This is a genomic window from Asanoa siamensis, from assembly GCF_016862555.1.
GTDB lineage: Bacteria > Actinomycetota > Actinomycetes > Mycobacteriales > Micromonosporaceae > Asanoa > Asanoa siamensis.
Genome location: NZ_BONE01000006.1, coordinates 160,590 through 173,576, shown reverse-complemented (window position 1 = coordinate 173,576; position 12,987 = coordinate 160,590). Strand labels below are relative to the sequence as shown.

12 protein-coding genes and 2 pseudogenes are annotated in these 12,987 nt (G+C 72.6%); 5 read left to right on the top strand and 9 right to left on the bottom strand.

All coding sequences use genetic code 11. The features are described 5' to 3' along the window. Both Asi02nite_RS06185 and Asi02nite_RS06180 read right to left on the bottom strand, forming a co-directional pair. Positions 1-892: pseudogene (locus Asi02nite_RS06185) on the bottom strand (IS5 family transposase); the annotation flags it as partial. Beyond that, on the bottom strand, positions 867-1,601 hold the full coding sequence (locus Asi02nite_RS06180; protein WP_203711163.1) for a DUF2397 family protein: 735 nt from the start codon (positions 1,599-1,601) through the stop codon (positions 867-869). The gene Asi02nite_RS06180 and the pseudogene Asi02nite_RS06185, both read right to left, overlap by 26 nt. 252 nt (positions 1,602-1,853) lie before the next feature. Here Asi02nite_RS06180 and Asi02nite_RS06175 point away from each other — a divergent pair. From Asi02nite_RS06175 to fmdA, 4 genes and pseudogenes are all read left to right on the top strand, one after another. Beyond that, positions 1,854-2,305, top strand: a pseudogene (locus Asi02nite_RS06175) (hypothetical protein); the annotation flags it as partial. Between the two features lie 53 nt (positions 2,306-2,358). Continuing rightward, positions 2,359-2,973, top strand: coding sequence for a DUF4291 domain-containing protein (locus Asi02nite_RS06170; RefSeq protein WP_203711162.1), 615 nt, complete (start codon positions 2,359-2,361; stop codon positions 2,971-2,973). A gap of 109 nt (positions 2,974-3,082) precedes the next feature. Beyond that, complete coding sequence (locus Asi02nite_RS06165; protein ID WP_203711161.1) at positions 3,083-3,346, top strand: zinc ribbon domain-containing protein; 264 nt, start codon at positions 3,083-3,085, stop codon at positions 3,344-3,346. A 49-nt stretch (positions 3,347-3,395) separates the two neighbouring features. Continuing rightward, positions 3,396-4,649, top strand: coding sequence for a formamidase (gene fmdA, locus Asi02nite_RS06160; RefSeq protein WP_203711160.1), 1,254 nt, complete (start codon positions 3,396-3,398; stop codon positions 4,647-4,649). Here fmdA and Asi02nite_RS06155 read toward each other — a convergent pair. From Asi02nite_RS06155 to Asi02nite_RS06125, 7 genes are all read right to left on the bottom strand, one after another. After that, a complete protein-coding gene (locus Asi02nite_RS06155) occupies positions 4,612-5,697 on the bottom strand; it encodes a VWA domain-containing protein (protein ID WP_203711159.1) in 1,086 nt (361 codons plus the stop codon). The two genes, fmdA and Asi02nite_RS06155, sit on opposite strands and share 38 nt — an antisense overlap. Continuing rightward, positions 5,698-6,654, bottom strand: a complete 957-nt coding sequence (locus tag Asi02nite_RS06150) for a vWA domain-containing protein (protein ID WP_203711158.1) — start codon at positions 6,652-6,654, stop codon at positions 5,698-5,700. It lies immediately after the preceding gene. Then, positions 6,651-7,535 carry a DUF58 domain-containing protein gene (locus tag Asi02nite_RS06145; protein WP_203711157.1) on the bottom strand — a complete coding sequence of 295 codons (885 nt, stop codon included), beginning with the start codon at positions 7,533-7,535 and terminating at the stop codon, positions 6,651-6,653. Before Asi02nite_RS06145 ends, Asi02nite_RS06150 begins: the two co-directional genes overlap by 4 nt. Beyond that, positions 7,532-8,500, bottom strand: coding sequence for an AAA family ATPase (locus tag Asi02nite_RS06140; protein WP_203711156.1), 969 nt, complete (start codon positions 8,498-8,500; stop codon positions 7,532-7,534). Before Asi02nite_RS06140 ends, Asi02nite_RS06145 begins: the two co-directional genes overlap by 4 nt. An 11-nt stretch (positions 8,501-8,511) precedes the next feature. After that, positions 8,512-9,300, bottom strand: a complete 789-nt coding sequence (locus Asi02nite_RS06135) for a S1C family serine protease (RefSeq protein WP_203711155.1) — start codon at positions 9,298-9,300, stop codon at positions 8,512-8,514. Between the two features lie 111 nt (positions 9,301-9,411). Further along, entirely contained in the window at positions 9,412-10,530 is a 1,119-nt protein-coding gene (locus Asi02nite_RS06130; protein WP_203711154.1) for a hypothetical protein, read from the bottom strand. Then, positions 10,518-11,660 (bottom strand): sensor histidine kinase, encoded by a 1,143-nt coding sequence (locus Asi02nite_RS06125; RefSeq protein ID WP_203711153.1) that lies wholly within the window; start codon positions 11,658-11,660, stop codon positions 10,518-10,520. The genes Asi02nite_RS06130 and Asi02nite_RS06125 overlap by 13 nt, the downstream gene beginning before the upstream one ends. Positions 11,661-11,753: 93 nt before the next feature. Between Asi02nite_RS06125 and Asi02nite_RS06120 the strand changes: the two genes are divergently transcribed. Beyond that, positions 11,754-12,983, top strand: a complete 1,230-nt coding sequence (locus tag Asi02nite_RS06120; protein ID WP_203711152.1) for a D-alanyl-D-alanine carboxypeptidase family protein — start codon at positions 11,754-11,756, stop codon at positions 12,981-12,983. Positions 12,984-12,987 lie beyond the last annotated feature (4 nt).

The following is a 12,987-nucleotide window of genomic DNA, read 5'->3' as shown; positions in this document are numbered from 1 at the left end:
TAGGTTCTGTTTTGCCGATCATGGCCGTCTGGGATGGCGCGTAGCCAGTCAAGGGCTTCGACGAGGTCGAGAGTGGCCTGATAGTGGGCCGCGAGCTTGTCATAGCGTGTGGCCAGGCCACGCCAATGCTTGCGGCGATTGAACCCGCGCTCGACCTGGTTGCGACGTCGATACGCGGTCGGGTCGAACGCGGGTGGGCGTCCACCACGGCGACCGCGTCGTTTGCGGTTGGCGATCTGGTCGCGGGGTTCAGGAATCACCGCGGTGATGCCCATACCCCGCAAGGTCGCCCGGTTCGCCCTGGAGGAGTACGCCTTGTCACCAGTGACCGAGGTGGGGCGTTGACGTGGACGACCCACCCCGGCCAGTCGCGGCACCCGAACCCGATCAAGTAACGCCGCCAACTGCTGGGTGTCGGCCGCCTGGCCTGGGGTGATCAGCGAGGCCAACGACCGGCCACGCCCATCGGCCAGGGTGTGGATCTTCGTGGTCAACCCGCCGCGGGACCGGCCGATCCCTTGGCGTGCCTGCGCATCGGCCTTCTCGAGCCCCTTTTAACAGCCCCGGCGGCGTGCTGATGCGCCCGCACGATCGTGGCGTCGACCTGCGCATCCCAGTCGATATCAGCGTCCAGCTCCGCCAACGCCACCACGTGCGCCTTCAACCGCACCCACGTGCCGTCGTTGGCCCACCGACGGAACCGTTGATACGCCGTCTGCCACGGGCCGTACCGCTCCGGTAAATCACGCCACGGCGACCCGGTCCGCTTCACCCAACAGATCGCGTTCACCACCTGCCGATGATCACGCCACGGCCCGCCGCGTTCAGGCTGGGTCGGCAACAACGGCGCCAACACCGCCCATTCCTCATTGCTCAGATCGCCACGTGCCACGCCCGTACAACGACCCAACCACCATGATCGGCAAAACAGAACCTAGGGCGGCCAGGCTGTCCTCGGCTCCGACCAGTGCGGCGTCGAGATCGTCATGGCTGGTGAACAGCCGGCCGATCAGCTCGGCGACCTGCTTGTCGTTGCGCGGCAGATGTAGCGCGGGTGCGAGTTGCTCAACCGAGTCGACAATGCGGGCGAGGCTCGGCAGGGGGATCTCCCGCATCGTCGGCGTGCCCGCGAGTACCGAAGTGTAGAACCGGTGCACTTGCCGGCCCGCCGGGGTCGCCGTCCAGCGCCAGTTCCGCGCCAGAATGTCAGAGTGCCGCCGGATCCGAGACGGATCGGCGCGTCCCGTCGCCGCGGTCCAGTCTTTGAGCTTGTCAAGCCGCTGCTGCACCACGCCGTCCGACAACGCCGGGCCGGTCTGGGTAAGCAGAGTGGCGATTTCGTCGGGCGTCAGGTCGGTCACCGACGACTCCAGGATCGCCATGATCCGGATGTAATCGTCGGAGCCGGGCGCGACGAGATAGGCCATGGCCCGCCTAGAGTCGGTGACCTGCACGTCGAACGTGGGAGCTTCGTTTTTTTCCGGACCGTTCGCGCGGCTCGGCGTGTGCGCCAATGCGGCGTACCTCCCCTGGCCATGGCGCGGCATCGCGGCGCACGCCACCATAGCTACGCCATCGAGGGTATCGATGAGGTACGACAATTCCGAGCCGCGGGATCGCGCTATGTTGCCGCGAGAGGTGATGAAAGGTGCATAGCGGGCTGGTCGACCCTACGTGCCACCACGTCTGGGGTACGTCAACCGGACTCCGCGAGTGATCCGTTCGGCTCCACGCGACAGTCGGATGTTCCTATGGCTGGCGCTCCCATGGTGGTCGAGGCCTGCATGCCGCACCCACCCGAACCAGGTTCTCGATCTGGTCGTCGGGAGGAAGGTCGAGATCCACCGCCTCGCGAGTCATTCGACGAGGTCGCCGAGTCGATGTTCGGGTACGAGACGCGCGCGCGGCCGACCAGCGCGGCGCCCCGTTCGAGCCACGGACGGTGCGGGCGCGGTCCCGGATGCGCGGCCACGGCCGGATCGCCCTGCCGGTGGTGTTCGCGCGGGGCGAGCACGGCTGGCAGGCCGTCTGGCTGCACCTCTACCTGCGCGGGACGCCCTCGTTCAACCGGGTGGAGGAGCACGCCTTCAACACCGCGAGCCAGGTACGCGCACTGCTGGAGCGCCGCTACCTCACCATGGCGTACCTGGTCGACCTGTGGCGCACCCGCGCCGAGGTGACCGTGTGGGACGGTCAGGCGCCGGACGGTCCGGTCACGTTCGTCGGCATCGAGACGCCCGAGGGCCTGCCCGCGGGATCCGACGCCTACCCGCTCAACCGACTGACCGAACTGATCCCCGCCTGAGCAGCCGCGAATCTCGGTGGAGCAGGCACCCTCGGATCGGCGAGGATCCGGGGGTGTCCGTTCCCGCCCGCCAGGTCCGCGCCCACTACACGGCAGACACCGTCACCGTCTACCAGGCCTACCGACCGGAGATCGCGATGCCGGCGGTGGCCGCGGGTCGGTTCGTGGCGCCGTTCAAGCGGGAGCGGATGACGTGGATCAAGCCGTCGTTCCTGTGGATGATGTACCGCTGCGGCTGGGCCACCAAGCCCGGCCAGGAACACGTGCTGGCCGTCGACGTCACCCGCGAAGGGTTCGAGTGGGCATTGGCGCGCGCTTGCCTGAGCCACTACGACCGCGCGGTGCACGACGACCGGAAGGCCTGGTCGCGGCAGTTGAAGGCCAGCCCGGTCCGCGTGCAGTGGGACCCGGAGCGGACGCTGCACCTCCGACCGCTGCCCTACCGTTCCCTGCAGGTCGGCCTCTCCGGCGAGGCCGCCGACCGGTACGTCGACGAGTGGATCGTCGCGATCACCGACATCACACCCACCGTCCACCGGATCCACGACCTGCTGCGGGCCGGCGACGAGCAGGCCGCCGCCGCCCAACTCCCGGACGAGCGTCCCTACCCCCTCCCGGACGGGATCGCGGGCGCCGGCCCCGACGCGGAGCCGGCGGACCGCGGCTGACGGGACCAGCCGGCCGGTCACCCGATCGGGTGGATGGGCCGCGCGCCTCCCACCGGTCGGCGGCGGTCGCGGTCGATGCTGGACCCGTCCGGGTGCGGAGGGGGACGCCATGGCGACGTATGCCTACCGCTGTCCACAGGACGGCGACTTCGAGGTACGGGTGCCGCTCGGCGCGGCCACCGCGACCCTCCCTTGTGTCCAGTGCGCCGGTGACGCCGCGCGGGTCTGGTCGGCGCCTGAGTTGCGCCGCACCGCGCGCGCCGTGGATGCCGCGATCGAGGCCGCCGGCCGCAGCGCCGAGACGCCGCGCGTGGTGACCGGCGCGCCAGGACGTCCGCCGACGGTGGTGCCGCGCGGCCTGCCCCGGTGGTGACGAGGACGGCGCGCCACGGGGGCGCGACGCGGGGGAAGGGAAACGACTCATGCCCGAGGTCATCTTCGGCCTGGACTCGACGAAGAAGTTCAAGGACCAGGACAAGGTCGGCCACAACCGGTGGCATCCGGCGGTGCCGCCGGTAGCCACGGTCAAGCCCGGCGCCACCTTCCGGGTGCACTGTCGTGAGTGGTTCGACGGCGCCATCCACAACGACGACTCGGCCGACGACGTGCGCGACGCTCCACTGTCGACCGTGCACGCGCTGAGCGGGCCGTTCGCCGTGCAGGGCGCCGAACCCGGCGACCTGCTGATGCTCGACATCCTCGACGTCGGGCCGATCCCGCAGGAGGACTCCGGGCCGCTCGCCGGCCAAGGCTGGGGCTACACCGGCATCTTCGCCAAGCAGAACGGCGGCGGGTTCCTCACCGACTGGTTTCCCGACGCGTACAAGGCGATCTGGGACTTCAGCGGTCAGGTCGCGACCTCCCGGCACGTGCCCGGCGTCTCGTTCACGGGCATGGTGCACCCGGGCCTGATGGGCACCGCGCCGTCGATCGAGTTGCTGCGCCGGTGGAACCAGCGGGAGACCGCGCTGCGGGAGACCGACCCGAACCGCGTACCCCCGTTGTCGTTGCCGCCTCTGCCGCAGGACGCCATCCTCGGCACGCTGTCGGGTTCGGCCTTCGACGACGCCGCGGCCGAGGCCGCGCGCACCGCGCCGCCGCGCGAGAACGGCGGCAACCAGGACATCAAGAACCTGACCAAGGGCTCCCGGATCTTCTACCCGGTGTTCGTGTCGGGCGCCAACCTGTCGCTGGGCGACCTGCACTTCTCGCAGGGCGACGGCGAGATCACCTTCTGCGGCGCGATCGAGATGGGCGGGTTCATCGACCTGCACGTCGACGTCATCAAGGGCGGCATGAAGACGTACGGCGTCGGCGAGAACGCCATCTTCCTGCCGGGCAACAACAACCCGCAGTACTGCAACTGGCTGGCGTTCTCCGGTGTCTCGGTCACGCTCGACGGCGAGCAGCGCTACCTCGACGCGCAGCTCTCGTTCCAGCGCGCCTGCCTGCACGCGATCGACTACCTCGAGAAGTTCGGGTGGAGCCGGGAGCAGGCCTACATGATCCTGGGCGCCGCACCGATCGAGGGCCGGTTCTCGGGCGTCGTCGACATCCCGAACTCGTGCGCCACCGTCTACCTGCCGACGGAGATCTTCGACATCGACGTGCGGCCCAACCCGCAGGGGCCCGCGAAGGTCACGGGCGGGAAGGCGATCCCGAAGTCGAGCTTCTGACGGGTACGCGGCCCCACCACTGGGCCAGGGCGACGGCGGCGAGCACCAGCAGGGCGCCGGCGAGCGCGAACCAGGCGGTGATCTCCATGTCCTGCTTCTGCAGCACGATGTTGTTGGGCAGGTCGCGGAGCACCCGGGTCAGCTCGGCGGCGTCCTGCGCCTCGTAGTATTCGCCGCCGGTCAGCTCGGCGACCTCGCGCAGCGTCGGCTCGTCGATGTTCTGGTAGCGCCGCCCGCCGCCGAAGCCGCCGCCGGAGAAGCGCGACCCGTCGCCGAACATCGCCGCGTCGCCGCCGACCTGGTTGGGGTCGCAGACCATCGCGGACGGCTGCGTGGTGCCGAAGCCGATCGTGTAGACCCGCAACCCGCGCGCGGCCGCCTGGGCCGCCGCGGTGGTCGGGTCGACGCCCTGGGTGTTGCGGCCGTCCGTGAGCACGACGATCGTGTCGGGCTGCACCTCCACCGGGCCGCCGGCCGGCAGGTCGATGCCGGTCGGCGGCACGTCCGCGTTGACCTCCGCGATCGCGTCGACCGACGTGAGGATAGCGAGCCCGATCGCGGTGCCGCGGGCGGTGCGCAGCGTGTCGATCGCGGCGACCAGGGCCTTCTTGTCCTCGGTCGGCTCGACGAGCAGGCCCGCGTTGCCGGAGAACGTGACGAGCCCGATGTTGGCGCCGTCGGGCTGGCCGTCGACGAACTCCCGGGCGGCGCCCTGCGCGGCGGTGAGCCGGTTGGGCGGCACGTCGGTCGAGCACATCGAGCCGGACGAGTCGATGGCCAGCATGATGGTGGTCGAGTTGGCCGGCACCGGCACGGAAGCCTGCGGGCGGGCGGCGCCCGTGGCGAGCACGACCAGCCCGGCGGCGAAGAGCCAGAGCGGGATCCGGCGTCGCCACGTGGACCGGGCCGGCAGGGCGGCGCGCACCAGGGCGACACTGGGCAGGCGGACGGTCTCGCGGCGCCGGCGGCGGCGGGACCACCAGCGGTAGCCCAGCAGGGCCGGGAAGACCAGCAGCGCGGTGAGGGCCCAGGGCCAGGTCAGTGACATCTACAGGATCCGTCCGAACCAGTGGATCGTGAGCAGCGCGCCGGCCGCGAGCAGCAGCAGCGCCAGGGCGACGACGGGGCCGGTCAGCTCGATCGGTTGCGGTTCGATGGTGGTACGCAGGTCGAGGTCGCGATAGGCGGCGTGCAGCGCCCCGGCGTCCTGGGCCCGGTGGTAGGCACCGCCGGTCGCCGCGGCGATCTGGGTCAGCAGGTCTTCGTCCAAGGCGGTCGACACCTGAAATCCGTCGATGTCGACCGTACTACCCTCCACAGTGCCCACGCCCACCGTCTGAATGTGCACGCCCGCGTTCGAGGCGAGCTCCGCGGCCTGCAGCACGTCGGGGCCGCCGGTGTTCTCGCCGTCGGTGAGCAGCACGATCGTCGCGTCGGCGTGGTAGCCGAGGTCCGGCGGTGGGGCGGGCGGCTCAGGAAGGGCGACCGGCCGGCCGACGATGGCGGTGAGGGAGCCGAGGATCGCCTGGCCCAACGACGTACCCCCGGTGACCCGCAGGCGTTCGATCGCCTCGATCGCGTCGGTGTGCACGTTGGCCGGGGTGTGGGTGCTCAGCGCGCCCTGGCTGAACGCGACCACGCCGATGTCCACGGTGTCCGGTTGCGCCTCGACGAACGCGATGGCCGCGGACTGGGCGGCGGCCAGGCGGTTGGGCGCGATGTCGTCGGCACCCATGCTGTTGGAGACGTCGAAGGCGAGGACCACGGTGCCGGACGTACGCGGCACGCCCAGTGTCGCCTGTGGACGCGCGACGCTCAGCAGCAGGAAGACGAGCGCGGCGAGGAACAGGATCGGCGGCAGGTAGTGGCGCACCCCGCCGCCCCGGGCCACGCCGGCGGCCCGGTAGGCGCGGGCGCGGTCCCGCTGCAGGCGGCGCAGCCCGAGCGCGCAGGCCACGCCCACCAGCACGGCGACCGCGAGCATCACGGGATGCTGGACGCTCATCGCCGCACGCGTCCCGTCCGGCGGACCATCTCGACCAGCACCTCGACGAGGTCCTCGTCGGTGCGTACCCGGTGCGCGGCCACGCCCGTCCGGGCCATCGCCGCGTCGACCTGGGCCTCGCGCGCCTCGACCTCCGCGCGCAGCCGCTCCCGGAACAGCGGGTCACCGGTGTCGGCCAGCACCTGCTCGCCCGTCTCCGCGTCCTCGACCAGCACCAGCCCGAGGTCGGGCAGCTCGAGCTCGACCGGGTGGACGACCCGGATCGCGACGACCTCGTGGCGGATCGCGAGCCGGGTCAGCCCGCCCGCCCAGTCGCCCGCGCCGATGAAGTCGGAGACCACGAAGAGCAGGCCGCGCCTGCGCGCCGCGCGGTCGGCGACGCGGAGCATGGCGGCGAGGTCGGTGCTGCCGCCGCCGCGGTCCGGGGTCGGCGCGGTGACCAGATCGGTGAGGCGCAGCACGTGGTCGCGGCCCGTCCGCGGCGGCACGACCCGGTGGCGGCGGTTGTCGTAGAGGACGGCGCCGACCCGGTTGCCGCCCCGGGTGAACAGCCGGGCCAGGCAGACCGCGAGGTCCGTGAGCATCGAGTCCTTGCCCTGCGGCGTCTCGCCGAACCGCATCGACGCCGACTGGTCGAGCACGAGCCAGGCGGTCAGCTCGCGGTCCTCGGCATACTGCCGGACGTGCGGCTGGTCGAGCCGGGCGGTGACGTTCCAGTCGATGTGTCGCACGTCGTCGTCCGGCAGGTATTCGCGGAGGCTGTCGAAGTCGATCCCGGTGCCGCGGAACGCCGTGCGGTAGTTGCCCTGCAGCCGGCCGTCGAGGCGGCGCAGGACCCGCCACTCCAGGCGGCGCAGCAGGCGGTCCGGGGTGGTGGTCATGGGCGCGCGGCCCGCTGCAGCGGCGCGTCGGGAACGGGCACGCTCGCCATGACCTTCGTCAGGATGTGGTCGGCGGTGACGTCGTCGGAGAGGGCCTCGTACGAGAGCACCAGCCGGTGCCGGAAGACGTCGAGGACGAGGTCGGTGACGTCGGCCGGCACCACGTAGTCGCGGCCCCGGATGAACGCCAGAGCCCGGCCGGCCAGGATCAGGTTGATCGAGGCGCGGGGGCTGGCACCGAAGCTGACGTAGCGGGCCAGCTCGCCCAGGCCGGCCGCGGCGGGGTCGCGCGTGGTGTTGGCCAGGCGCACGGCGTACTCGATCAGCGCCGGGTCCACGTACACCCGGTCGACCTGTTCCTGCATCGCGACCAGCCGCTCCGGATCGGCCACGGCCTGCCCGGCGGCCGCGGTGACGATCGCGCGCTCGACGATCACGAACTCCTCGGTCGGGCTCGGGTAGCCGACCAGCACCTTCATCATGAACCGGTCGACCTGGGCCTCGGGCAGCGGATAGGTGCCCTCGGACTCGATCGGGTTCTGCGTCGCCATGACCAGGAAGGGCTTCGGCACCTGATGGGTCTCGCGGCCGATCGTGACCTGCTGCTCCTGCATGACCTCGAGCAGCGCGCTCTGCACCTTGGCCGGGGCGCGGTTGATCTCGTCGGCGAGCAGGAGGTTGGTGAACACCGGGCCGAGCGAGACCTGGAACTCGCCGCTGTGCTGGTGGTAGACGCGGGTGCCGACGATGTCCGCGGGTACGAGGTCGGGCGTGAACTGCACGCGGTGGAACTGGCCACCGATCGCGCCGGCGAGCGCCTTGACGGCCAGGGTCTTGGCGAGACCGGGGACGCCCTCGACGAGGATGTGCCCGCGGGCGAGCAGGGCCACCAGCAGCCGTTCGAGGAGCGCGTCCTGGCCGACGATGGTCTTCTTGACCTCGTACAGGATGGGCTCGGTGTCCATGGGCGACGCTCCTATTGCAAGGGACCTGGCGGGCCGGGGCCGTCGGCCCCACCGCCGAGCGCGGCGCCGATCGGCACCGCGAAGCCGACACCGACGAAGGTGCCGGCCGGGGTGGGGTTGAGCAGGGCCACGACGATGCCGACGAGCTCGCCGCGGGTGTTGACGAGCGGCCCGCCGGAGCTGCCGGGGTTGACGGCGGCGTCGAACTGGATGAGGCCGCGCAGCCGGGTGCCGTCGGTGCCGTTGGCCTGCCTCTCCAGGCCGGACACCACGCCGGCGGTGGTGCTGTGCACGAGCCCGAGCTGGTTGCCGATGGCGACGACGTCGTCACCGATGCTCAGCCGGGCGGCGCTGCCGAGCACGGCGGGCACGAGGATGGTCGGGGGCCGCTGCGGCATCAGCAGCGCGATGTCGTTCTCCTTGTCCTCGCCGGCGAGGGTGGCGGGGATCTCCGTGCCGTCCGGGAAGGTGACGGTGATCCGCCGGGCGCCGTCCACGACGTGGAAGGCGGTGACGATCAGGCCGTCGGCGTTGGCCACGACACCGGTGCCGTTGCCGGCGCCCTCGATGCTGACGACGGAGGGTGCGAGCACCTGGTAGACCTCGGCGGTGGTCAGCGGAGGTTCGGCGGTCGGCGAGGGGCTGGGCTGCGCGGTGGGGTTTTCCCCGCCACCGCGTCCGGCCCGGAACGCGACGACCGCGGTGACGACCAGGAGCACGACGACACCCGCGGCGATCAGCCAGCCCCGCCGTCGCCGGCGGGGCGGCGGCACGCCCGCGACCTCGTCGGGCACGCTCATCGCGACCCGCGACCCACGCGAACCACTCCGGCGCGGCGCATAGCGCCACCCTAACCGCGCGTCCCGGGAACGGCCATTGTCCATCCTTTCGGGATCACGGGGCCTGGGCTGTCACGAGTACGCGGATCGGTTGTGCCATCGCGCCTCCCACCAGTAGCCGTCCGCCGTGTCGCCGTAGCGCGTCGTCACGTCCGGTGGAAGCGGGGAACCGTCCCCGGGCAGCGGGCCGTCCGCGACACCGCCGAGGACGAGATCCGTCGCCGTCGCGAGCACGGTCAGCCGCACGCCGGCCCGGGCCCGCGTGCAGCACAGCCGGGTGATCTCGACGAGCCCGGCCCGCACGTCGTCGGGGACGTCGCCGACCTCGCCGGCGGTGTGCAGGTCGACGCGGACGCCGCGGTCGCGCGCGCGGTCGGCGCAGTCGTGCAGGTCGCGCAGCAGAGGGTGGAGCACCTCGTTGCCCTCGAGGCAGAGCCGGCGCAGCGTCGCGGCCTCCAGCGCGCACCTCGCCCGCACCTCGGGGTGGTCCGGCGAGAGCGTCCCGTCGGCCAGCCCGACGAGCAGCGCCTCGGTGGTCGGTCGCACGGCCAGGTAGCGCCGGACGCGGTCCGTGAGCGCGTCCTCGGCGTACAGCTTCTCGATCTCGCGCTCGACGGCGATCCGGGCCTGCTCGACGGCGATCTCCGCGTTGACCCGGACGAGGTGTGCCCCGACGGCGACGGCGACCTGCAGCGCGCAGATCCCGTAGCCGGCGATGACGAAGGCCGGTAGCTGGTCGTACGCCTGGTGCCAGAGCAGCGCGCCGAGCGTGGCGACCGGGCCGAGCGCGATGACCGCGACCGTGTGCCGCGGCTCGCGTACCAGCACCAGCAGCGTCGTCCAGCCGACCGTCCCGAACGCCCAGTTGGCCATCGAGACGAGCTGGCCGGGCGGGCAGACGAGGACGACCGCGGTGCCCAGGGCCAGCACGAGCGCGGCCAGCGGCAGCGCCCCGCGCGGCGGCTCCGGGGAGACCAACAGGCGGCGGCCGACGTGGCAGATGACGGCCGTCAGCGCCACCCACGCGACCGCGGCCGTGGTGAACGACGTGTAGAGGTGCCGGTTGGCCAGCAGCATCGGCAGGTCGTTGCCGAGGTGCCAGCCGGCCGCGAGGACGAAGACGCCGACCTCGAGCGCCTGGCGGTGGCGTTCCACGACGCGGCGGGCGAACCGACCGGTCAGGCGGGCCATCGCAGCTCCACCTCGGTGCCGGCGCCGGCGACGCTGCGGATCGTCGCCCGACCGCCGGCGTCGGACATCCGGTCGTGGATGGAGTACCGGACGCCCAACCGGTCGCCGGGGCTGTGCCGGGTGTCGAAGCCCGCGCCGCGGTCGACGATGCGCACCGAGACGGCGTCACCGGCCGCCACGGTGACGACGGCCCGGTCGGTGCGGGCGTGCTGCCGCGCGTTGACCAGCGCCTGGCGGGTGGAGCGGACCAGCGCGTCGGCGACGTCGCCCGGCACGACCAGGGTGCCCGGCGCGCTCAGCTCGACGGCGAACCGGGAGGCGGCCAGGTCGTCGGCGGCGCCGCGCAGGGCCGCGACGACGTCGACCGGTGCCCGGCCGACCATCCCGGCGCCGCCCAGCTTGCGTACCTCGGCCAGGTCCTTGACGCACTGGCCCCGCAGCACCGTGGTGTCGCCGCCGACCGACCCGCTGCCGACCATGGTCAAGGTGGCGAGCGCGGTGTCGTGGATCGTCCGGTGGAACTCGCGTCCGTCGCGGAGCAGCCGCCGGGCCGCCTCCGCTTTCGCGGTGCCGTGGGACGCCCGGGCCATCGCCTTGTCGGCGCTCGACGCCGCCCGCCGCAGGAGCGTCGTCATCAACGCGGTCAGGACGATCTGGAGTACCAGCGTGAACGCCAGCCCCGGCAGCGGCGCCCAGCCGACGAGCTGTGCCGCACCGGCCAGGTGCGCCACGGCGAGCGCCGCGGCGACCGGGACGGCGACGGCGGCGGGGGCGCAGAGCTGCAGGGCGACGATCGTCACGGTGGTCACCGGGGTCACCCAGCCCACCCCTTCCGGCAGGCGGTCCGCCGCCACGAGCCACGGCTGGGCGAGGCAGAGAGCCGCCACGACGGCGGCGTCGCCGAGGAGCCAGGCCCGCCCGAGCGCACCGCGCCACGCGACGACGCAGTAGCCGGCGGACCAGAGCAGGAACAGCGTCACCGCGACGCCGACGGCGTCCCGTCGCGCCGGCGGCCCGAACGCGAGGACGGAGCCGAGACCGCACCAGACGGCGCTGGTCAGCCGCAGCCCGCCGCTGACCCGCGCGGTGACCCGGTCGAGGTTGCGGCGCGCCGGGAGGGTGGCGTCCACCGCGCCAGCCTCCGGCAGTACCGCGCGGTAGCCAACCCCGGGCCGCTGTCGGCTGCCCGACGAAAGGAGGCGGCATCGAGTAGCCTCTTGTCGATGGGTGGTCGGCGTTGGGTGCACGCGCTGACCGCGGCCTCCGTCACCGTGGTCGCCGCGGTGTGGCCCGTCTCCGCCGCCGCCGCGGCGGCCGTGCCGTGCCCGACCGTGCGCGTCACGCCGCAACCCAGCCGCCCGCCGAAGCCCGCGCCACCGCCCGACGTCCCCGAGCTCAAGACCGTCGGCGGCGCCGCTTTGGCGACGCCCGGCCTGGTGCTCCCGGCCGGCGCCAAGCGGCCACCGGCCATCACCGCGTCGTCGTGGCTGGTCGCCGACCTGGATACCGGCGAGGTGCTCGGCGCCTGCGGAGCCCACGAGTACGGCACCCCCGCCAGCGTCCAGAAGCTGCTGCTCTCCGCCACGCTCATCCCGCGGCTGGACCCGGCGACCCAGGTCCGGGTGACCAGGGAGGACCTGAACTTCGAGCGCGGCAGCTCGGCGGTCGGGCTCCTGCTCGACGGTGTCTACTCGGTCGAGCTGCTCTGGCTCGGCCTCCTGCTGCAGTCGGGCAACGACGCGGCCAACGTCCTCGCGCGGCTCGGCGGCGGGGCCGAGGGCGCGGCCGGCGGCGTGCGCGCGATGAACGCGGAGGCGCGCCGCCTGGGCGCCTACCAGACCACGGCCGTGACGCCGTCGGGCCTCGACGGAAAGGGCCAGTTCACCAGCGCGTACGACCTGGCCCTGATCGCCCGGGCCTGCTTCGCCCTGCCCGCCTTCCGCCGCTACACGCTCGTCGAACGGGTGCAGGTGCCGCGCCAGCCGCGGGCCAAGCCACCGGATCCGCGGGGTTTCCAGATCCAGAACGAGAACCAGCTCATCTTCGCGTACGACGGCGCGATCGGCGGCAAGACGGGCTTCACGTCACTGGCCCGGCACACGTACGTCGGCGCGGCCGATCGTGGCGGGCGCCGCCTCGTGGTGACGCTGCTGGGCGCGGAGTCCCGCCCGCTGCGCGGCTGGCAACAGGGCGCGGCCCTGCTGGACTGGGGGTTCGCCCAGCCGTCCGGCGCCGCGGTCGGCCGCCTGGTCGCGCCCGGCGAGGCCGCCCCGACCCCGACCCCGACACCCGCGGCGCGCAAGACCCCGGTCCGAGCCGCGGAGGTCGCGCAGCCGTCACCCGAGCGAGACCGGCGCAGCCTCGTGACCGCGGGCGTATCCGCCACCATTCTCCTCGTCCTCGTCCTGACGCTCTGGACGTTTCGGCGGCGCGGAGTGCAGGGCAGGCAGTAAGACC

Bases quoted from the DNA above. Each gene is read 5' to 3' on its own strand.
- Asi02nite_RS06165 (WP_203711161.1), top strand. From the start codon at position 3,083: ATGGCGACGTATGCCTACCGCTGTCCACAGGACGGCGACTTCGAGGTA.
- fmdA (WP_203711160.1), top strand. From the start codon at position 3,396: ATGCCCGAGGTCATCTTCGGCCTGGACTCGACGAAGAAGTTCAAGGAC.
- Asi02nite_RS06155 (WP_203711159.1), bottom strand. From the start codon at position 5,697: ATGTCACTGACCTGGCCCTGGGCCCTCACCGCGCTGCTGGTCTTCCCG.
- Asi02nite_RS06150 (WP_203711158.1), bottom strand. From the start codon at position 6,654: ATGAGCGTCCAGCATCCCGTGATGCTCGCGGTCGCCGTGCTGGTGGGC.
- Asi02nite_RS06145 (WP_203711157.1), bottom strand. From the start codon at position 7,535: ATGACCACCACCCCGGACCGCCTGCTGCGCCGCCTGGAGTGGCGGGTC.
- Asi02nite_RS06140 (WP_203711156.1), bottom strand. From the start codon at position 8,500: ATGGACACCGAGCCCATCCTGTACGAGGTCAAGAAGACCATCGTCGGC.
- Asi02nite_RS06135 (WP_203711155.1), bottom strand. From the start codon at position 9,300: ATGAGCGTGCCCGACGAGGTCGCGGGCGTGCCGCCGCCCCGCCGGCGA.
- Asi02nite_RS06130 (WP_203711154.1), bottom strand. From the start codon at position 10,530: ATGGCCCGCCTGACCGGTCGGTTCGCCCGCCGCGTCGTGGAACGCCAC.
- Asi02nite_RS06120 (WP_203711152.1), top strand. From the start codon at position 11,754: ATGGGTGGTCGGCGTTGGGTGCACGCGCTGACCGCGGCCTCCGTCACC.